The organism is Ottowia sp. (genome assembly GCF_047975795.1).
Taxonomy (GTDB): domain Bacteria; phylum Pseudomonadota; class Gammaproteobacteria; order Burkholderiales; family Burkholderiaceae_C; genus Ottowia.
Genome location: NZ_JBKEEE010000068.1, coordinates 25,613 through 43,147, shown reverse-complemented (window position 1 = coordinate 43,147; position 17,535 = coordinate 25,613). Strand labels below are relative to the sequence as shown.

The 17,535-nt window shown below is 65.4% G+C and carries 18 protein-coding genes and 1 pseudogene; 14 read left to right on the top strand and 5 right to left on the bottom strand.

Annotated features, from left to right (window positions below):
- Window positions 1–246 precede the first annotated feature (246 nt).
- Entirely contained in the window at window positions 247–1,725 is a 1,479-nt protein-coding gene (locus ACK5NW_RS10600; RefSeq protein ID WP_416927814.1) for a PLP-dependent aminotransferase family protein, read from the bottom strand.
- 139 nt (window positions 1,726–1,864) lie between these two features.
- On the opposite strand from ACK5NW_RS10600, the pseudogene ACK5NW_RS10595 reads away from it, so the two are divergent.
- The 8 genes and pseudogenes from ACK5NW_RS10595 to ACK5NW_RS10560 form a co-directional block, all read left to right on the top strand.
- Window positions 1,865–2,455: pseudogene (locus tag ACK5NW_RS10595) on the top strand (LysE family translocator); the annotation flags it as partial.
- A 167-nt stretch (window positions 2,456–2,622) separates the two neighbouring features.
- On the top strand, window positions 2,623–3,564 hold the full coding sequence (locus tag ACK5NW_RS10590) for a DMT family transporter (RefSeq protein ID WP_416927812.1): 942 nt from the start codon (window positions 2,623–2,625) through the stop codon (window positions 3,562–3,564).
- Window positions 3,561–4,166 carry a LysE family translocator gene (locus ACK5NW_RS10585; RefSeq protein ID WP_416927810.1) on the top strand — a complete coding sequence of 202 codons (606 nt, stop codon included), beginning with the start codon at window positions 3,561–3,563 and terminating at the stop codon, window positions 4,164–4,166. The genes ACK5NW_RS10590 and ACK5NW_RS10585 overlap by 4 nt, the downstream gene beginning before the upstream one ends.
- 21 nt (window positions 4,167–4,187) lie before the next feature.
- Window positions 4,188–5,420 carry a PLP-dependent aminotransferase family protein gene (locus ACK5NW_RS10580; protein WP_416927808.1) on the top strand — a complete coding sequence of 411 codons (1,233 nt, stop codon included), beginning with the start codon at window positions 4,188–4,190 and terminating at the stop codon, window positions 5,418–5,420.
- A 60-nt stretch (window positions 5,421–5,480) separates the two neighbouring features.
- Window positions 5,481–6,392, top strand: a complete 912-nt coding sequence (locus ACK5NW_RS10575) for a PhzF family phenazine biosynthesis protein (protein WP_416927806.1) — start codon at window positions 5,481–5,483, stop codon at window positions 6,390–6,392.
- Window positions 6,389–7,117, top strand: coding sequence for a VOC family protein (locus ACK5NW_RS10570; protein WP_416927804.1), 729 nt, complete (start codon window positions 6,389–6,391; stop codon window positions 7,115–7,117). The genes ACK5NW_RS10575 and ACK5NW_RS10570 overlap by 4 nt, the downstream gene beginning before the upstream one ends.
- Window positions 7,114–8,109 carry a threonine dehydratase gene (locus ACK5NW_RS10565; protein ID WP_416927802.1) on the top strand — a complete coding sequence of 332 codons (996 nt, stop codon included), beginning with the start codon at window positions 7,114–7,116 and terminating at the stop codon, window positions 8,107–8,109. Before ACK5NW_RS10570 ends, ACK5NW_RS10565 begins: the two co-directional genes overlap by 4 nt.
- A 123-nt stretch (window positions 8,110–8,232) precedes the next feature.
- Entirely contained in the window at window positions 8,233–8,910 is a 678-nt protein-coding gene (locus ACK5NW_RS10560; RefSeq protein ID WP_416927800.1) for a histidine phosphatase family protein, read from the top strand.
- 40 nt (window positions 8,911–8,950) lie between these two features.
- On the opposite strand, the gene ACK5NW_RS10555 is transcribed toward ACK5NW_RS10560, so the two are convergent.
- On the bottom strand, window positions 8,951–9,793 hold the full coding sequence (locus ACK5NW_RS10555) for a creatininase family protein (RefSeq protein WP_416927798.1): 843 nt from the start codon (window positions 9,791–9,793) through the stop codon (window positions 8,951–8,953).
- A gap of 131 nt (window positions 9,794–9,924) precedes the next feature.
- On the opposite strand from ACK5NW_RS10555, the gene ACK5NW_RS10550 reads away from it, so the two are divergent.
- Window positions 9,925–10,434: a flavin reductase family protein gene (locus ACK5NW_RS10550; protein ID WP_416927796.1), complete on the top strand. Its 510-nt coding sequence runs from the start codon at window positions 9,925–9,927 to the stop codon at window positions 10,432–10,434.
- Window positions 10,435–10,575: 141 nt separating this feature from the next.
- On the opposite strand, the gene ACK5NW_RS10545 is transcribed toward ACK5NW_RS10550, so the two are convergent.
- Complete coding sequence (locus tag ACK5NW_RS10545; RefSeq protein ID WP_416927794.1) at window positions 10,576–11,067, bottom strand: DUF411 domain-containing protein; 492 nt, start codon at window positions 11,065–11,067, stop codon at window positions 10,576–10,578.
- A gap of 130 nt (window positions 11,068–11,197) precedes the next feature.
- Here ACK5NW_RS10545 and ACK5NW_RS10540 point away from each other — a divergent pair, with 130 nt between their 5' ends.
- Window positions 11,198–12,217, top strand: a complete 1,020-nt coding sequence (locus tag ACK5NW_RS10540) for a DnaJ C-terminal domain-containing protein (RefSeq protein WP_416927792.1) — start codon at window positions 11,198–11,200, stop codon at window positions 12,215–12,217.
- A 17-nt stretch (window positions 12,218–12,234) separates the two neighbouring features.
- Window positions 12,235–12,552: a MerR family transcriptional regulator gene (locus tag ACK5NW_RS10535; protein ID WP_416927790.1), complete on the top strand. Its 318-nt coding sequence runs from the start codon at window positions 12,235–12,237 to the stop codon at window positions 12,550–12,552.
- A gap of 108 nt (window positions 12,553–12,660) precedes the next feature.
- On the opposite strand, the gene ACK5NW_RS10530 is transcribed toward ACK5NW_RS10535, so the two are convergent.
- Entirely contained in the window at window positions 12,661–13,230 is a 570-nt protein-coding gene (locus ACK5NW_RS10530; RefSeq protein WP_416927788.1) for an adenine phosphoribosyltransferase, read from the bottom strand.
- A gap of 61 nt (window positions 13,231–13,291) precedes the next feature.
- Complete coding sequence (locus ACK5NW_RS10525) at window positions 13,292–15,274, bottom strand: cation:proton antiporter (RefSeq protein WP_416927786.1); 1,983 nt, start codon at window positions 15,272–15,274, stop codon at window positions 13,292–13,294.
- An 81-nt stretch (window positions 15,275–15,355) separates the two neighbouring features.
- Here ACK5NW_RS10525 and ACK5NW_RS10520 point away from each other — a divergent pair, with 81 nt between their 5' ends.
- Genes ACK5NW_RS10520 through lptC form a run of 3 tightly spaced genes read left to right on the top strand, consistent with a single transcriptional unit; the run spans window position 15,356 to window position 17,534 of the window.
- Complete coding sequence (locus ACK5NW_RS10520; RefSeq protein WP_416927784.1) at window positions 15,356–16,333, top strand: KpsF/GutQ family sugar-phosphate isomerase; 978 nt, start codon at window positions 15,356–15,358, stop codon at window positions 16,331–16,333.
- Entirely contained in the window at window positions 16,333–16,917 is a 585-nt protein-coding gene (locus tag ACK5NW_RS10515) for a KdsC family phosphatase (protein WP_416927782.1), read from the top strand. Before ACK5NW_RS10520 ends, ACK5NW_RS10515 begins: the two co-directional genes overlap by 1 nt.
- Window positions 16,917–17,534: an LPS export ABC transporter periplasmic protein LptC gene (gene lptC / locus ACK5NW_RS10510; RefSeq protein WP_416927816.1), complete on the top strand. Its 618-nt coding sequence runs from the start codon at window positions 16,917–16,919 to the stop codon at window positions 17,532–17,534. The genes ACK5NW_RS10515 and lptC overlap by 1 nt, the downstream gene beginning before the upstream one ends.
- Window position 17,535: the final 1 nt, after the last annotated feature.

Below are 17,535 nucleotides of genomic sequence, written 5' to 3'. Positions count from 1 at the left end.
AAGCGAACCAAAAACAGCGCAAAACGATGAGAAATTCAACGCTCGTTTCGCCATGTGAACATTCACGCGTCACCTCGCCCTGCAGCGGGGGTTGTGCAGACCTTCCCTAGCTTGTGGTGCGCCGCTTGGCATGGCAAGCCCTTTGGTCTCTCTGTTTTTGAAGCAACAAAAAATCCACAAAAAACGGCCTCATTTCAACCTGAATGCAACGCGCGCATCAAAAGTATGCGCGGATGGGGTGCAAGCTCAAGTCCTTGCGTGTTCTCCAGTCAGCGCCCCACGCGCTTGCTCAAACACGCGCCAAAAGGCGGCGTTCTGGGTGCTGGCGAAGTTGATGCGCATCAGCGTGCTGGGCGCGCGGCTGGCGTGGAACAGCGCGCCGGGGGCGAGCAGGTAGCCGTCGTCGAGCAGACGCAGGGCGAGCTGCTCGGTGTCCACGCCGGTGTCGACCCAGCCGAACAGCCCGGCGGGTTCGGCGGCAAAGGTGCAGCCCGCTTGCAGGGCGAGTTTGACGCTGCGGCTGCGGGCGGCGTCCAGCCGGGTGCGGATGCGTTCGGCGTGGCGGCGCAACTGGCCTTGCTCGATGCAGTGGGCCAGCGCGCGCTCCAGTAGGCTGGGGGTGGTCAGCGAGGTGAGCAGCTTGGTGTCGAGCAGTGGCTCAACCCATTCGGCGGGTGCGGCCAGAAAGCCGATGCGCCAGTCGGGGGCCAGGATTTTTGAAAACCCGCCCACGTAGAGGGTGCGGCGTAAACCATCGAGCTGTGCCAGCCGCGTGGCGTGTGCCGGGGCCAGGTGGCTGTAGCTGTCGTCTTCGGCAATCCAGAAATTGTGCTGCTGCGCCAGTTGCAGCACGCGGTGGGCGCTGGCGGGCGTGAGGCACGCGCCGGTGGGGTTGTGCAGCACGCTGACGCTGACGAACAGGCGCGGCGCGGCGGACGTGCCCGCGTGCGCCGTGCAGTAACGCGCCATCACTTCCAGATCAGGCCCTTGCGGGCCGCGCGGCACGGGCAGGATGCGCATGCCCAGCGCGGCCAGGCGGGCGAATTCCACCGCCCAGCCGGGTTCTTCGACCATCACGGTGTCGCCGGGTTTGAGCAGGGTGCGGCTGATGAGGTCCAGCGCTTGCGTGGCGCCCACAGTGGTCAAAATCTGCGCGGTGTTGGCGTGGATACCCAGATCGCCCAGGCGCGCGGCCAGCGCGCGGCGCAGCGCCACGTCGCCCGCCGGTTCGCCGTAGCGCACGCTGGTTTGGCGCAGGGCGGCGCTGCTGGCGACTTTGCGCACGGCAGCAGAGATGATGTCGGTATCGATCCAGTCGGGCGGCAGCACGCCCATGCCGGGCTGCGGCTTGTCGCTGATGGGCTGGAACATGCCGCGCATCAGGGTGGCGGCGCTCAAGGGTGCGCCGTGCGAACGCTGGGTTTGAAGTTCGCCACTTGCTCTTGAAACAATAGCAGATTGCGTTTGGCCAGCAAGCGTTGAAGGCGATTTTGAGGCTGAATCGCGCACAAAGAAACCACGGTTGCGGCGCGCCTCGATCAAGCCTTGCGCCAGCAGCCGGTCGTAAGCGGCCACCACCGTCGAGGGGCTTAAGCGGTGTTGTGCAGCGCACTGGCGCACGCTGGGCAGGCGCGCGCCGGGGGCCAGCAGCCGGTCGCGGATGCGCTCGGCAAAGCGGGTGGCCAATTGTTCGGTCAACGACTGGGTGGCGGTGCGCAGCAGCATGGCGGATGATTGGTGGGTGGGTGTGTGGGCGGCAAGAGCCATACAGTTGATCGGCTGCACAGTAAAACTGTATGGGTAGTGTATGGGTTTGTTTGGCTAAAGTGCACCGCATGACAACCTGCTTGCCTTCTGCCCGGCCATGAGCAGCACCGAATTTGGTGCACTGCTGCTGCTGGCCACGGCGATGAGCTTTACGCCGGGGCCGAACACCACGCTGTCCGCCGCCATGGCCGCCAACCGGGGGCTGCGCCCGGCGCTGCGCTTTGTGTGCGCGGTGCCGGTGGGGTGGTCGATGCAGCTGGTGCTGAGCACGCTGGGCGTGGGGACGGTGGTGCTGGCGTGGTCCCCGTTGCGCTGGGCGGTGCTGGGTCTTGGCGTGGGCTACATGCTGTGGCTGGCCTGGCGGCTGGCTTGCAGCGGCACCTTGACCGCCCTCCAGAGCCACCGGCTGGACGTGGGCTTTGGGCAAGGTGTGCTGTTGCAGTTTGTCAATCTCAAGGCGTGGATGCTGGCCATCGCCATTGCCAGCGGCTGGGTCAGCGGCCAGCCCGACTGGCCCCAGCGCCTGGCGGTGGTGCTGCCGGTGATGGTGGTGTACGCCTTTGCCAGCAACCTGCTGTATGCGCTGGTGGGATCGGCCCTGCGCGGTTGGCTGGGGCGCGGACAACGGCTGTTGTGGTTCAACCGCGTGATGGCCGTGGCTTTGGCCGTGACCGCGCTGTGGATGATGTGGAAAGAAGCCCACCCCCAGGCTCCACGCGCTGCGCGCTGTTGCGCCACCCCCCTCAAGGGGGCATCGCCAGCGGCCGGGCAAACCCCGGCCACGGCGATTGCTGGGGCGGCTTGCTCCGCAGCCCTCGGTATCTGTGGGCTGGGCGCGACGGCAGGGAGCTTGGCATGACCACTCGCGCGCTGACTGGCGATGCACGCCTGATGGCCGGGTTCTGGCTGGGCGTGGTGGGCGTGACCTGCTTTGCCATCACGTTGCCTGCCACGCGCCTGGCCACGGGCAGCGCGGGCGATCCGCAATTGGCACCGGCTTTCGTCACCGTCGGCCGCGCCGCACTGGCGGGGCTGCTGTCGGTGGTGTTCTTGCTGGCCACCCGCTCGCACTGGCCTGCGCGGCGGCACTGGCTGCCGCTGCTGGGTGCGGTGGCGGGCAATGTGGTGGGCTATCCGTTGCTGCTGGCGCTGGCTTTGCGCCACGTCACGGCGGTGCATGCGGCGGTGATCACGGCGCTGTTGCCGCTGGTGACCGCGGTGGCAGCGGCGTTGATTCTGGGCCAGCGCGCGCGGCTGGGCTTTTGGCTGTGTGCAGTGCTGGGCAGCGCGCTGGTGGTGGTGTATGCGTGGTTGCGTGCGCACGGCGCGGGGGGCTTTGGGCTGACGGCGGCGGATGGGCTGCTGCTGGGCGCGGTGGTGGCCGCATCGGTCGGCTACGTGTGCGGCGCGCAGGTCACGCCCGCGCTGGGGGCTGAGCGCGTGATCTGCTGGATGTGCGCGCTGGCGCTGCCGGTCAGCCTGCCCGCTGCGCTGTGGCTGTGGCCTGACACGGCCGTGCAGCCAGTGCGCGCCAGCAGTTGGCTGGGCTTTGTGTACGTGGGCACGGTGTCGATGTGGGCCGGGTTTTTTGCCTGGTTTCGCGGTCTGGACTGGGGTGGCGCATTGCGCGTGAGCCAGGTGCAGCTGCTGCAGCCGTTTTTGAGCATGCTGTTTGCCGTGCCGCTGCTGGGCGAGCGGCTGGACGCGCTGTCGCTGGGCTTTGCACTGGCGGTGGTGGCCACGGTGGTGGCCAGCCGCCGACTGGCGCGCCCGCTGGTGCGGCAGAGGCGGTCATGACGATGGAAGCAGGCGCGTTGCTGTCGCTGCTGACTTACGCGGTGGCCACCTCGATCACGCCGGGGCCGAACAACATGATGCTGCTGGCCTTGGGGCTGAACTTCGGCTTTGCGCGCTCGGCGGCGCACATGCTGGGTATCAGCCTGGGCTTTGGCTTGATGGTGCTGGTGGTGGGCGTGGGCCTGGGCGCGGCGCTCAGGGCGTATCCGGCCATTCATGAGGTGCTGCGCTGGGTGGGCGGCGCTTACATGCTGTATCTGGCGTGGCGCATTGCCACGGCAGCGGCACCCAAAGCCAGTCAGCGGGCGGCGGCCAGGCCGATGGGTTTTACCGCCGCAGCGGCTTTTCAGTGGGTCAACCCCAAGGCGTGGATCATGGCATTGGGGGCCATTGCCACTTATTTGCCCAGCGACCCCACGGTGGCCGCCATCGCCGTGCTGGCGCTGGTGTTTACCGTGGTGAATCTGCCTTGTGTGAGCGTGTGGACGGCGTTCGGCGTCGGCTTGCAGCGCTTGTTGACCAAGCCCTCATACGTGCATGCTTTCAACATCACGATGGCGCTGCTGCTGGTGCTGTCGCTGATCCCACTGATTCGCGCCTGATTTGTCCAAGAGAGTGTCACCATGAACCACACCGAGTCACCCACCACCTCCCCCTGGCGCCTGGCCGCCCGCGCTGCGGCCATGAACCCCTCAGCCATCCGTGAAATCCTCAAGGTGACCGAGCGCCCCGGCATCCTTAACTTTGCGGGCGGTTTGCCCTCGCCCGAGACTTTTCCGGTGGAGGCCATGCGCGCGGCCTGCGCCACCGTGCTGGGCGAAGGCAGCGCCATCGCCAAGCCCGCGCTGCAATACGCCGCCAGCGAAGGGCTGCCCGAGCTGCGCCAGTGGGTGGCGGGTGAAATGGCCAAGCAAGGTGCCACGGTGTCGCCCGACCAGGTGCTCATCACCACCGGCAGCCAGCAGGGGCTGGATTTGGTGGCCAAGGTGCTGATCGACGCCGGCAGCCCGCTGCTGGTCGAAACGCCCACCTACCTGGGCGCGCTGCAAGCTTTCACGCCCATGCAGCCGCAGGTGATCAGCGTGGCCAGCGACGACGAAGGCGTGTTGCCCGAAGCGCTGGCGGCGCAGCTTGAAAGCGGCGCTGAACCGCCGCGCTTTATGTACCTGCTGCCCAACTTTCAAAACCCCACTGGCCGCACCATGCCCGAGGCGCGGCGCGAAGCCGTGCTGGCGGTGTGCCGCGCAAGCGCTGGTGGGGGCCTGCCCATCATTGAAGACAACCCTTATGGCGAGCTGTGGTTTGACCAGCCGCCACCCGCCCCGCTGCTGGCGCGCTGGCCAGAAGGGGTGATCTACCTCGGGTCGTTCTCGAAAATCCTCGCCCCTGGCCTGCGTTTGGGCTACGTGATTGCGCCGCCTGCGCTCTACCCCAAGCTGTTGCAGGCCAAGCAGGCGGCCGATTTGCACACGCCCGGCTTCAACCAGCGGGTGGTGATCGAGGTGCTCAAGGGCGGTTTTCTGGACCGCCACGTGCCCACCATCCGCGCGCTGTACAAAGCACAGCGCGACGCCATGATGGCCGCGCTGGGCCAACACATGGCGGGCCTGGATGTGGCGTGGACGCAGCCCCAAGGCGGTATGTTCGTCTGGCTGCGCCTGCCCGAAGGCTTGAATGCGCAAGCGCTGTTGCCCAAGGCGGTGGATGCGGGCATGGCCTTCGTGCCCGGCACGCCGTTTTATGCCCACCAGCCCGACGCGCGCACGCTGCGCCTGTCGTTCGTCACCAGCACGGCGGCGCAGATCGACCAGGGCATGGCGGCGCTGGCGCGGGTGATTCGTGCTGCGGCTTCATAAGAAAAAACAAGTTTTTCGCTTGTGTCGACTGCTTGAATTGCTATCAAAACAGGAATTTCAATGCCAACACCCTATGCACGCCCGTTTGCCCAAATCGACGTCTTCACCACCACGGCCACGCTGGGCAACCCGGTTGCCGTGGTGCTGGACGGCACTGGCCTGGACGATGCGGCCATGCAGCGCTTTGCGCGCTGGACCAATTTGTCGGAGACCACCTTCGTGCTGCCGCCTACCGATGCAGCGGCGGATTACCAATTGCGCATCTTCACCCCCGGCGGCGAGTTGCCGTTTGCAGGCCACCCCACGCTGGGTTCGTGCTTTGCCTGGCTGGCCGCAGGTGGGCAGCCCCAGGCGGCAGACCGCATCGTGCAGCAATGCGCCAGGGGTTTGGTGACGATTCGCCAGGACGGCCCACGCCTGGCCTTTGCCGCCCCGCCGATACAGGCCAGCGCCCTTGCGCCAGCCGCACTGGCCGATGTGGCGGCGGCGTTGGGGATCAAGCCTGCGCAGATACAGCAAGCGCGCCTGCTCGACAACGGCCCGCAGTGGCTCGGCCTGTGGCTGGACAGTGCCGACACCGTGCTGGCGCTGGAGCCTGACCATGCGGGACTGGCCGGTCTGGGGCAAAAAGTGGGCGTGGCGGGCCGACATCAAGCGCCCTTTGCGGCTTCGTTGATAGCCAAATCAAGCCGAGAGGCGCGCGCCTTTGGTTCGGCTTCTGACGCGCCGCTGATCGAAGTGCGCGCCTTTGCCGCCCCCATCGGCGTGCCGGAAGACCCCGTGACGGGCAGCCTGAACGCCAGCCTGGCCCAGTGGCTGATGGAAGCCGGTGCGCTGCCCGCGCGCTACGTCGCCGCCCAAGGCACGGCGCTGGGCCGTGCCGGGCGCGTGCACGTCGAGCGTGATGCGGCAGGCCAGGTGTGGGTGGGCGGCGACTGCGTGCGTTGCATCAGCGGCGAGGTCGTGCTATGAGCGCCGGGCTTTCTCTCGTGCCGCAACTCGACCACCTGGTCATCATGGCCGACACCCTGGACGCAGGCGTGGCTTGGTGTCAAAGCGCGCTGGGCGTCACGCCCGGCCCTGGTGGCGAACACCCGCTGTTTGGCACCCACAACCGCTTGCTGGACATCAGCAGCGCAGCGCATCCGCTGGCTTATCTGGAAATCATCGCCATCAATCCGCAAGCCACCCCCACCAGCGCTACAGGTGCGCCACCCCGAACCCGCTGGTACGACATGGATCAAACCGCGCTGCGTAAGCACGTGCGCTGCCATGGCCCGTGCCTGACGCACTGGGTAGCCCGCGTGCCCGACACGCAGGCCGCCGCCACCGCGCTGGCGGTGCAAGGCATTGACCGCGGCGACGTGCTGGCCGTCAGCCGCCAGACGCCTGCGGGCCTGCTGCAATGGCGCATCACCGTGCGGCCCGACGGCCAGCGCTTGATGGATGGCTGCCTGCCCACGCTGATTGAATGGGGCGACGTGCATCCGGCCCAGGCCATGCCCGGCGTCGGGCTGCAACTGCAGTCGCTGGCACTGCGCCACCCGCGCGCCACCGCTTTGCACGCTGCCTTGCATGCGGTGGGCATGCCTGCCATCCCCGTTCATCAATCTGAACGCCCCGAGCTGTTGGCCACGCTGCACACGCCGCGGGGTGAAATCACGTTGTCATCCATTTCCACCGGTGCGGCTTCATGAGCCTTTTATCCCTGCCCACCCTGTCCGACATCGAAGCCGCCGCCCAGGTGGTCTACCGCGAATTTCCGCCCACGCCGCAGTACCGCTGGGCTTTGCTGTCCGAGCGGCTGGGTGCCGACTGCTGGGTCAAGCACGAAAACCATACGCCCGTGGGCGCGTTCAAGATTCGCGGCGGGCTGGTGTTTTTTGACGCACTGGCGCGGCGTGGCGAACTGCCGCGCGAAGTGATCAGCGCCACGCGCGGCAATCACGGCCAGAGCATCGGCTGGGCGGCCCGCGTCCACGGCGTGCGCTGCACCATCGTCGTGCCGCGTGGCAACTCGGTGGAGAAAAACGCCGCCATGCGCGCATTGGGCGTGCACTTGATCGAGCACGGCACCGACTTCACCGAAAGCGCCGACCATGCGCGCCAATTGGCTGCCGAGCGTGGGGCCCGAGCCGAGCGCAGCACGGACGTGCTGATGGTGCCCAGCTTTCACCACGACCTGGTGTGTGGCGCGACCACGTACTGGCTGGAATTTTTGCGCGCCGTGCCGCAGTTGGACGTGGCCTACGTGCCCATCGGCTTGGGATCGGGCGCGTGCGCGGCCATTGCCGCCAAGCGGGCGCTGAACCACGGCGTGCGCATCGTCGGCGTGGTCAGCCAACATGCCACCACCTATGCCGACTCGTTGGCGGCAGGCCATGTGGTCGAAGCCGCCGCAACCACCCGCATTGCAGATGGCATGGCCGTGCGCCGCGCCGACCCGCAAGCGCTGGCAGTGCTGGCTGGAGGGCTGGATCACGTGGTGCTCATCAGCGACGATGAAGTGGCCACGGCCATGCGCGCGATCTACACCGACACCCACAACCTGGCCGAAGGTGCGGGCGCGGCAGCATTGGCCGCAGCGCTGCAAGAGCGCCAAGCGCTGCGCGGCCAGCAGGTGGGCCTGGCACTGACCGGGGCCAATGTGGATGCGGCGTTGTTGGCTGAAATACTCGCCAAACAATAGCCTGATGGGCAATGTCAATAAGAACGCAAAGCTTGCTTGGCATCCCGCCTCTGGCAGCGCCTGCTGTCCCCGGCATGACCCGCATGGTGCACGTGGCGGTCTGGTGCCACGCACAATGCCCGCATGGGAACGCTTTACCTTGTGCGCCACGGGCAGGCCAGTTTCGGCGCGGACGACTACGACCAGTTAAGTCCTTTGGGCCAGCAGCAAAGCCAGCGTCTGGGCCAGTACTGGCGCGCGCGCTGGGGCGAGGGTTTGCGATTTGATGCAGTACTGACCGGCTCGCTGCGGCGTCAGGTTCAAACTTGGCACCATCTGGCCGAGGGCGCGGGGCTGCCCTTGGAACGCACCGAATGGCCGGGCCTGAATGAATACGACAGCCACGCCGTGATTGCGGCTGTGCATCCTGATCCGTTGCCCAAGCCGGACACGCCTGAGCGCTACCGCCAGCACTTTCGCCTGCTGCGCGAGGGTTTGTCGCGCTGGATGGCGGGCGATGTGCAGCCGGTGGGTATGCCCAGCCACACCGATTTTTTGCGCGGCGTTACCAGCGCATTAGCGCATGTGCAGACGCATTGCCAGGGCAACGCACTGCTGGTGTCCAGCGGCGGGCCGATTGCCACGGCGGTGGCGCACGTGCTGCAAGCGCCACCGCAGATGGCGGTGGAATTGAACCTGCGCATCCGCAACACGGCGGTGACCGAGTTTCACTTCAGCCCCAGGCGGCACACGTTGATGACTTACAACAGCTTGCCGCATCTGGACGAGCTGCCTTACCGCGACTGGGTCACTTACACCTGAGGCGCACCTGAAAGCTGTGCACGGCCCGCGCCGCTTGACTTCAGCGGTTGCGCAGTGTGTCTGAGGGCAGCTGGTCGATTTCTTTCAGCAAATCGGCCAGCGCGCGGCCTGCGGCGTCCAACACAGCCAGGCCGTCTTCCGCGCTGGCGCTGGCCGCCGCACCCACACTGCCGCTGGCGTGCAAATCTTGCGCCATCCAGGCCAGCTTGGCGGTTTTGCCATTGCCTAAAATGCGAAAGTCACGCGCCCGCGTTTGCGACGACGAGGCAAAGTTGCGCGCCTTGGCGCGGCGCACCAGACGCGGCTTCAGCGCCAGCATGATGCTGGTTTCCACCTGACCTGCATGCACGCCAAAGCGCCGCTCTTCGTCTGAAAAGCGCTGCATCACGTCGTTGCCGTCGGCATCCAGCAGCGGCAGGTCAAACCAGTTGACGCTGTAGACCAGCATGCCCAACCGGGCGCGTAAATCGCGCGCCACCACGTCCAGCAGGCCGACGTTGCCACCGTGCGTGTTGAACAGCACCAGCTTGTGCACCCCGCTGGCGTGCACGCTCTCGGCCATGTCGGTCCACAGACGAATCACGGTGTCGGCCTTCAGGCTCAGTGTGCCGGGGTAGGCTGCGTGCTCAGGGCTGTAGCCCACACGCTGCACCGGCAAAAACAGCACCGGCAAATCCTCGGGCAAGGCGCGCACGCTGGCTTCGACCATGCTGTGCGCCAAGTTGGCATCAACCGACAGCGGCAGATGCCGGCCGTGCTGCTCGGTCGCGCCCAGGGGCAGCACGGCAATGGCTCGGCGCAAATCCATCTGCTCGAAATCGGTGGTGACCAGATCAGACCACTGGCGCGAGCGAGGCGGGGGCAGGAAGGGGGTGGAAGACATACCGCCATGTTAATACTCCTTGCCTGCGCACATTCAAGCAAGCTGCATTCGCCACAACCAGCCGTCATCACCTGAGTGACTTCAGGGTTGAGGCGTGCTGACTATGATGGCCGCTCGTTCAATGTCAGCCTATGCCTTGTCATCCAGCCACCTGCCCCACCGATTTGTCTGAACAGGACTTTCGCGCCGCGCTGGGCATGTTCGCCACCGGGGTAACCATCGTCACGGCGCGTGCGCCCGATGGTGCGCTGGTAGGGCTGACGGCCAACTCGTTCAATTCGGTATCGATCCATCCACCGCTGGTGCTGTGGAGCCTGAGCCAGCGCTCGGCCTCGATTCCCACCTTTCGCGCTGGATCGCACTACGCCATCAACATCCTCTCGGCCGACCAGCAGTCGCTGGCCGAACGCTTTGCCGCCCCCGTGGGCAACCGCTGGCAGGGCACGGCCTGGCGGCCTGGAGTGGCGGGCGCGCCGCTGATTGAGGGCGCGGTGGCGCACTTTGAATGCCTGAACAAAAGCCGCTACGACGAAGGCGATCACGTCATCTTCGTCGGCCAGGTTGAGCGCGCAGGCCACCAGCCGGGTGCTGCGCCGCTGCTGTTTCACGGCGGGCGCTTTTACACTGAACATCCGTTGTGATAACGCGCGCCCTGTGCTGCTGACGCGGCTTCCCCAAAAAGGGGGACAACGCTGGTGGCCAGGCATAGCCCAGCCACAGCGTTCGCCGACTGGGCTTGCTCTGCGGCCATCGGATGGCAGGCACTCCGGCTTTTTGCAGGTTCAAGCGCCCGCATACGACGTAAACACGCGGCTGCGGCCGTCGCGCCCCACCAGCAGCACATCGTAGGGGTCGCGCTGGCCCTTGTAGACCGGGCCATCCATGCCCGGCGAGCCAACGGGCATGCCCGGTACCGCCAGGCCCAGTGCGACGGGCTTTTCTTTCAGCAAGCGGCGCACGTCGCCCGCAGGCACGTGGCCTTCCAGTACGTAGCCGCCCACCAGCGCGGTGTGGCAGGACGCATAACGCCGATCCAACCCCAGGCGCGTACGCGCCGCCGCGTTGCCCGTATCGTGCACGGTGATGGCAAAGCCGTGGGTTTTCATGTGGTCGATCCAGTCGCCACAGCAGCCGCATTGCGGGTCTTTCCAGACGGTCAGTGGGGTGGCAAGCTCTTTGGCCGCCCAGGCTGACCCGCCCACACCCATGCCAGCGCCCATCAAGCCCAGCAAAGCCTGACGGCGAGAGAGAAAGCGCGGTGATTGAAGCAGCATGATGCCATCCTTGATGATCGGTTGTAGCATGTGAGCCGGGCTTTTTGGCGGACGCACACGCAGGTTGCAAAAATGCTTGTAGACCCCATTTAAAAGCCAGCCCACACACCAAAGAGAGCCAATTTCACGCATGGAGTTCAAAGACTATTACCAGATCCTGGGCGTGGACAAAAGTGCCACCCAGGACGACATCAAAAAAGCCTACCGCAAGCTGGCCCGCAAATACCACCCCGACGTCAGCAAAGAAGCCGATGCCGCCCAGCGCATGGCCGAGGTGAACGAGGCGAACACCGTGCTGGGCGATGCCGAAAAGCGCGCTGCCTACGACAGTGTGGGCGCACAGGCCTGGGCGGCAGGTGCGCGCTCAGGCGATGACGTGCGGCCACCACCCGGCTGGAACACCGGTTACGAATTTGGCGGTGGCAGTGATGGTGGTCCGAAAGGCTTTCGCGCCCACTTCGGCAACGGTGAAGGCGACTACAGCGAATTTTTTGAACAGATGTTTGGTCACGCACGCACCAGCGGTGCTGGTGCGGCAGGCGCACACGGCCACGCGCGCGCGCCGCAATCCATGCGCGGTGACGACCACCACGCCCGCATCGAGCTGAATCTGGCCGATGCCTACCACGGGGCCGAGCGCAGCATCAACCTGCAAAGCGCGCGCGTGGATGCGCAAGGCCATGTGGCACCCGAGCAGCGCACGCTGCAAGTGAAGATTCCGCAGGGCGTCAAAGAAGGCCAGATGATCCGTCTGGCAGGGCAAGGCACGCCCGGTTTTAATGGCGGTGCAGCGGGCGATTTGTTCTTGCAGGTGCAATTTCGTGCCGATGCGCGTTACCGCGTTGAGGGCCGTGATGTCACGCAAAAGTTGCGCGTCACCCCGTGGGAAGCCGCTCTGGGGGGCAGCGTGCAGGTGCAAACGCCCGATGGCAAAACCGTGGAAGTGACCGTCCCTGCGGGTTCAGGCAGCGGCCGCAAGCTGCGCCTGAAAGGGCGCGGCATTCCTGCCAGCGCCTCATCCGGCAGCGCGCCGGGTGACTTGTATCTGGAGCTTGAAATAGCCGTGCCTGGTGCCGTCACCGACGCACAAAAAACGGCCTGGACGGGCCTGCGCGATGCCTACCCCGGCTTTGACCCGCGCCGTGCCTGACGCAAAAGGATATCGACATGAACCGATCCACAGTGACAATCTCCGCCCACATGGCCGAACTTTTGGACGACGCAGCGCTGACGCTGGATGAACTGGCCCGCTGTGCGCGGCTGGAACCCGACTGGATCGCCACCCATGTGCGCGCTGGTGTGCTGCAACCGGCCAGCGGCGACAGCACGATGGAGTGGCGCTTTGCCAGCACCACCATCGTGCGTGCGCGCCGCGTTGCCGAGCTGGAACACGTGTACGACGCCGACCCGCAACTGGCCGCGCTGGCCACCGATTTGATGGAAGAGGTGGCTGCGCTGCGGCAGCAATTGCGCGGCCTGGATTGATTGCAAATAAAACCTGTGTCTAACGCTTGATGGCGCAGCGATATAAGCTATATAAATAGAAGCGTTTTGTTGTGCTGCGCACAGTTTGGTGAGACTTTGAACACGCTCTTAATGCCCCGCAAAATCCACCAGCGTGAACAGAGCCAGCCCACCCTGGCGCAGGCGGGCTGAGCCGCCCAGCTCGGGCAAGTCGACGATGGCCGCGCCTTCGGTCACGTGGGCCCCCAGCTTTTCAAGCAGTTTTTTGCCCGCCAGCATGGTGCCACCAGTGGCGATCAGGTCATCAATCAGCAGCACGCGCTGGCCGCGCGTCACGGCGTCGGTGTGCAGCTCGACGGTGGCGCTGCCGTATTCCAGCTCGTAGGTTTCTTCCACTTTGGTGAAGGGCAGTTTGCCTTTTTTGCGGATGGGCACAAAGCCCACGTTCAGTTCGTAAGCCACGACTGATCCTAAGATGAAGCCGCGTGCGTCCAGCCCGGCCACCACGTCAGGGCGCAGGGCGGGATCCATGTAGCGGTGCACAAAGGCGTCGATCAGCACGCGAAAAACCCGCGGGTTTTGCAGCAGCGGTGTGATGTCCCGAAACTGCACGCCCGGCGCGGGCCAATCGGGCACGGTGCGGATGTGTTGGCGCAGGTAGTCGGTGACGGAAAACGGGGCGCTGGCGGTGTCGATCATGGGGTGTTGTGCGTAGCGTTGTGTATCGGCGATGCTGCGGCAAAGGCCAAAGGCGGCTAAGTCAGGTGTTGAGAATTTTTTCAGCCTGCGCCAGCGCATCGGCCTTGCCTGAGAGCACCAGGGTTTCGCCGCCTTGCAAGGTGGTGTCGTCGTCGGTCGACAGGGGTTGTCCGCTGCGCTGGCGCAGGCTGATGGCGCGCACTTCGCCTATTTCGGCCAGCAGGGCGCCCAGTTGCTGGCCTGTTACCCCTTGCGGCAGCACAAAGGTGTGCAGGCGGTCTTCTTGCATCTCGTCATCGCTGGCATCGTCCACGCCGTGGAAGTAGCCGCGCAGCAAATCGTAGCGCTGCTCGCGCTGCTCTTGCACGATGCGCAGCACGCGCCGCATGGGCACACCCACCAGCGCCAGCGCGTGGCTGGCCAGCATGAGCGAGCCTTCTTGCGATTCGGGCACCACTTCGGTGGCACCGGCGGCGCGCAGTTTGTCCAGATCGCGGTCGGTCTGGGTGCGCACGATGATGGGCACGTGGGGTGCGGTCTGGTGAATGATGGCCAACGCCTTCATCACGTTGGGCAGCTCCAGATAGGTGATGGCGACTGCGCTGGCGCGGTTCAGGCCCGCCGCAATCAGCGCCTGCGGTTTGCCTGCATCGCCAAAAGCCACCGACTGGCCGGCTGCTTTGGCGCGCTGCACGCGGTCGGGGTCCAGATCGAGCGCCACGTAAGGAATGCCTTGCTGCTCCAGCAGGCGCGCCATGGCCTGACCGCTGCGTCCATAGCCGCAAATCAGCACGTGTCCCTTGGTGTTGATGGACTGGCTGGCAATGCGCGTCATTTGCAACGACTGCTGCAACCATTCGCTGGTGACCAGGCGCATGACGATGCGGTTGCTGCCCAAGATGATGAAGGGCGTGGCCAGCATCGACAGCACCATGGCCGCCAGCACGGGGTTGAACAGTTCGGGCTTGAGCAAGCCTTCCCGCATGCCCAGCGTCAGCAGCACAAAGCCGAATTCGCCCGCCTGCGCCACATACAGGCCGGTGCGCATCGCCACGCCGCTGCTGGCCCCCATCACCTTGGCCAGCAGCGCCACCAACCCCAGCTTGAACAGCACGGGCAACGTGGTCAGCACCAGCACCAGCGGCCATTGCAGCACCACCTGGCGCCAGTCCAGCATCATGCCGATGGTGATGAAAAACAGCCCCAGCAGCACGTCGTGGAACGGGCGTATTTCGGATTCGACCTGTACTTTGAACTCGGTCTCGGAAATCAGCACGCCGCAGATGAACGCCCCCAGCGCCAGGCTCAGGCCCGCGTGCTCGGTCATCCAGGCCATGCCCAAAGCCATCAGCAGCAGGTTGAGCACAAACAGCTCTTCGCTTTTGCGCCGCGCCACGATGGTCAGCCACCAGCGCATGACGCGCTGGCCGCCCCACAGCAGCACGCCAATCAGCAGCACGGCCTTGACGCCCGCCACGGCCAAAGCGCCAAGCAGTTTGTCTGGCTCGGCCCCCAGCGCGGGAATCAGCACCAGCAAGGGCACCACCGCCAAGTCCTGAAACAGCAGCACGCCCATCACGCGCTGGCCGTGCTCGGAATCCAGCTCCAGCCGGTCGGCCATCATTTTCACCACGATGGCGGTGCTGCTCATGGCGACTGCACCTGACAGCGCCACCGAAGTCTGCCAGTTGATCGCCCAGACCTGCGGCAGCGCCCAGGCCAGCAGCACCGACCCCAGGGTAACCAGCGCCATGGTCAGCGTCACCTGCGCCATTCCCAGGCCAAACACGTGCTGGCGCATGGCACGCAGTTTGGGCAGGTTGAATTCCAACCCAATCACAAACATCAAAAACACCACGCCAAATTCGGCCAGATACTTGATGCTCTCGCTGTCTTGCCCAAAAGTCAGGCCCAGGGTGTGCGGCTGCATCAGCACCCCGGCCAGCAGATAGCCCAAAATGGCGGGCAGCTTCAGCCAGCGACAAAAGGCCACACCCATCACGGCGGCCAGCAGGTACAGCAGCGTCAGGTTTAACGCGTTCATGCCTCCGATGCTAGCGCAGCCGCAGCTCCGGCGGCAGCTTCTTGACCACAGCCCCGGCTGATGCTCGATAAAATCCGCTGTATGCCTTTTGACTCCGCCCAGGCCATTCGCCTGGCCCACGACACGCTGGACATCGAAGCTGCCGCCGTGCTGGGCCTGAAAACCCGATTGGATGTGGCTTTTGCCCGCGCGGTTGAGCTGATCTTGAACATGCGCGGGCGCGTGGTGGTGATGGGCATGGGCAAAAGCGGCCACATCGGCCGCAAGGTCGCCGCCACGCTGGCCTCTACCGGCACCCCCGCCATGTTTGTGCACCCGGCCGAAGCCAGCCACGGCGATCTGGGCATGATCCAGCCGCACGATGCGGTGCTGGCCATCTCCAACAGCGGTGAAAGCGAAGAACTCACCGCCATCTTGCCGCTGGTCAAGCGTCTGGGTGCGCCGCTGCTGGCCATTACCGGCGGGGCCACCTCCACGCTGGCGCGCCATGCCGACGTGTTACTCAACAGCAGCGTCGAAAAAGAAGCTTGCCCGCTCAACCTGGCTCCCACCGCCAGCACCACCGCGCAACTGGCGCTGGGCGATGCATTGGCGGTGGCACTGCTGGACGCACGCGGCTTTCGCGCCGAAGACTTCGCCCGCTCGCACCCTGGCGGTGCGCTGGGCCGCCGCCTGCTGACCCGCGTGGCTGACGTGATGCGCAGCGGCGACGCCGTGCCTTGTGTGCCTGCATCAGCCAATTTCAGTACGCTGATGCAGGAGATGACCCGTAAAGGCCTGGGCGCAGCCGCCGTGGTGGATGCACAGCGCGGCCTGCTGGGCATCTTTACCGATGGCGATTTGCGCCGCCTGATCGAGACAGGCCGCGATTTACGCGCGCTGATTGCAAGCGAAGTCATGCATTCGCAGCCGCACACCGTGCGCGACGACGCTCTGGCTGCCGAGGCCGCCGAGGTGATGGAGCAGCACCGCATCACCGTGCTGCTGGTGCTGAATGCCGACGCCAGACTGATCGGCGCAGTCAGTAGCAACGACCTGATGCGCGCCAAGGTGATCTGATGGCATCAGTGGTTCAGCCCGCCTTGACCTTTCCGCCCGATTTGCTGCTGCGCGCGCAAGGCGTGCGCGTGGCTTTTTTCGACGTCGATGGCGTGCTGACCGACGGTGGCCTGTATTTCAGTGCCGAGGGTGAAGCGCTCAAGCGCTTTCACACCCTGGACGGCCACGGCCTGAAGCTGCTGGCCCAGGCGGGTATCACGCCGTGCGTGATCTCGGGGCGCGACTCCGCCCCGTTGCGCCTGCGCTTGAAAGCGCTGGGTGTGCGGCACCTGCGCCTGGGCACCGAAGACAAGCGCCCCGCCGCCGAAGACTTACTGGCCGAGTTGAAGCTGGACTGGGCGCAGGCCGCCGCCATTGGTGACGACTGGCCCGACTTGCCTGTGATGCAGCGCGCGGCCTTTGCCTGCGCGCCGCCTCAGGCCCATGCAGAGGTGCGCGCCGTTGCGCAGTACATCACCTCAGCTCAGGCAGGCGCAGGTGCGGCGCGTGAATTTTGCGACCTGCTGCTGGTGGCCGGCGGCCATTACCGTCGCCTGCTTGAAGCGGCGTGCGGCCCTGCAACCACACCAGAGGCTGCTGCGTGATGGATCGCCGCCGCATGTTGCGCTATGGCCGGGATCAGTTGTCGGCCTGGCTTCCTGTGCTGTTGATGGGCTTGTTTGCGCTGGGTACCTGGTGGCTGGTGCGCAGCGCGCCGCAGTTTCTGGAGCCTAGAGTTGAAAAAGCAGTGTCGGCCAAACCCGACTATTTCATGCAGGACTTCTGGGTGCGCAGTTTCACCCCCGAAGGCCGCCTCAAATCTGAACTGCGGGGCACCGAGGGTCGCCATTACCCGGCAGACGACACACTGGAGGTGATGCAGCCGCGCATTCAGTCCATCGACGAGCAAGGCCATCCCACCGTGGTGACTGCCCAGCGCGCCATCTCCAACGCGGGTGTTTCAGAGGTCAAGCTGTACGGCAAAGCCCGTGTGGTGCGCGAACCCGTGGCCAAGCACGGCGGCGGTGTGGAGCCGCGGCTGGAGTTCAGGGGTGAATTTCTGCACGCCTTCATGGACGAAGACCGCGTCAGCTCCGACCAGCCGGTGGAGTTGCAGCGCGGCGACGATCAATTTACCGGCGACGTGTTCGACTACAGCGACCAGACGGGTATCGCCAACCTGCAAGGGCGCGTGCGCGGCGTGATTCAGCCGCGCCGCTGAC

Excerpts from the sequence above, each read along its gene's own strand:
- ACK5NW_RS10600 (WP_416927814.1), bottom strand. The coding sequence starts at position 1,725 with ATGCTGCTGCGCACCGCCACCCAGTCGTTGACCGAACAATTGGCCACC.
- ACK5NW_RS10590 (WP_416927812.1), top strand. The coding sequence starts at position 2,623 with ATGACCACTCGCGCGCTGACTGGCGATGCACGCCTGATGGCCGGGTTC.
- ACK5NW_RS10585 (WP_416927810.1), top strand. The coding sequence starts at position 3,561 with ATGACGATGGAAGCAGGCGCGTTGCTGTCGCTGCTGACTTACGCGGTG.
- ACK5NW_RS10580 (WP_416927808.1), top strand. The coding sequence starts at position 4,188 with ATGAACCACACCGAGTCACCCACCACCTCCCCCTGGCGCCTGGCCGCC.
- ACK5NW_RS10575 (WP_416927806.1), top strand. The coding sequence starts at position 5,481 with ATGCCAACACCCTATGCACGCCCGTTTGCCCAAATCGACGTCTTCACC.
- ACK5NW_RS10570 (WP_416927804.1), top strand. The coding sequence starts at position 6,389 with ATGAGCGCCGGGCTTTCTCTCGTGCCGCAACTCGACCACCTGGTCATC.
- ACK5NW_RS10565 (WP_416927802.1), top strand. The coding sequence starts at position 7,114 with ATGAGCCTTTTATCCCTGCCCACCCTGTCCGACATCGAAGCCGCCGCC.
- ACK5NW_RS10560 (WP_416927800.1), top strand. The coding sequence starts at position 8,233 with ATGGGAACGCTTTACCTTGTGCGCCACGGGCAGGCCAGTTTCGGCGCG.
- ACK5NW_RS10555 (WP_416927798.1), bottom strand. The coding sequence starts at position 9,793 with ATGTCTTCCACCCCCTTCCTGCCCCCGCCTCGCTCGCGCCAGTGGTCT.
- ACK5NW_RS10550 (WP_416927796.1), top strand. The coding sequence starts at position 9,925 with ATGCCTTGTCATCCAGCCACCTGCCCCACCGATTTGTCTGAACAGGAC.
- ACK5NW_RS10545 (WP_416927794.1), bottom strand. The coding sequence starts at position 11,067 with ATGCTGCTTCAATCACCGCGCTTTCTCTCTCGCCGTCAGGCTTTGCTG.
- ACK5NW_RS10540 (WP_416927792.1), top strand. The coding sequence starts at position 11,198 with ATGGAGTTCAAAGACTATTACCAGATCCTGGGCGTGGACAAAAGTGCC.
- ACK5NW_RS10535 (WP_416927790.1), top strand. The coding sequence starts at position 12,235 with ATGAACCGATCCACAGTGACAATCTCCGCCCACATGGCCGAACTTTTG.
- ACK5NW_RS10530 (WP_416927788.1), bottom strand. The coding sequence starts at position 13,230 with ATGATCGACACCGCCAGCGCCCCGTTTTCCGTCACCGACTACCTGCGC.
- ACK5NW_RS10525 (WP_416927786.1), bottom strand. The coding sequence starts at position 15,274 with ATGAACGCGTTAAACCTGACGCTGCTGTACCTGCTGGCCGCCGTGATG.
- ACK5NW_RS10520 (WP_416927784.1), top strand. The coding sequence starts at position 15,356 with ATGCCTTTTGACTCCGCCCAGGCCATTCGCCTGGCCCACGACACGCTG.
- ACK5NW_RS10515 (WP_416927782.1), top strand. The coding sequence starts at position 16,333 with ATGGCATCAGTGGTTCAGCCCGCCTTGACCTTTCCGCCCGATTTGCTG.
- lptC (WP_416927816.1), top strand. The coding sequence starts at position 16,917 with ATGGATCGCCGCCGCATGTTGCGCTATGGCCGGGATCAGTTGTCGGCC.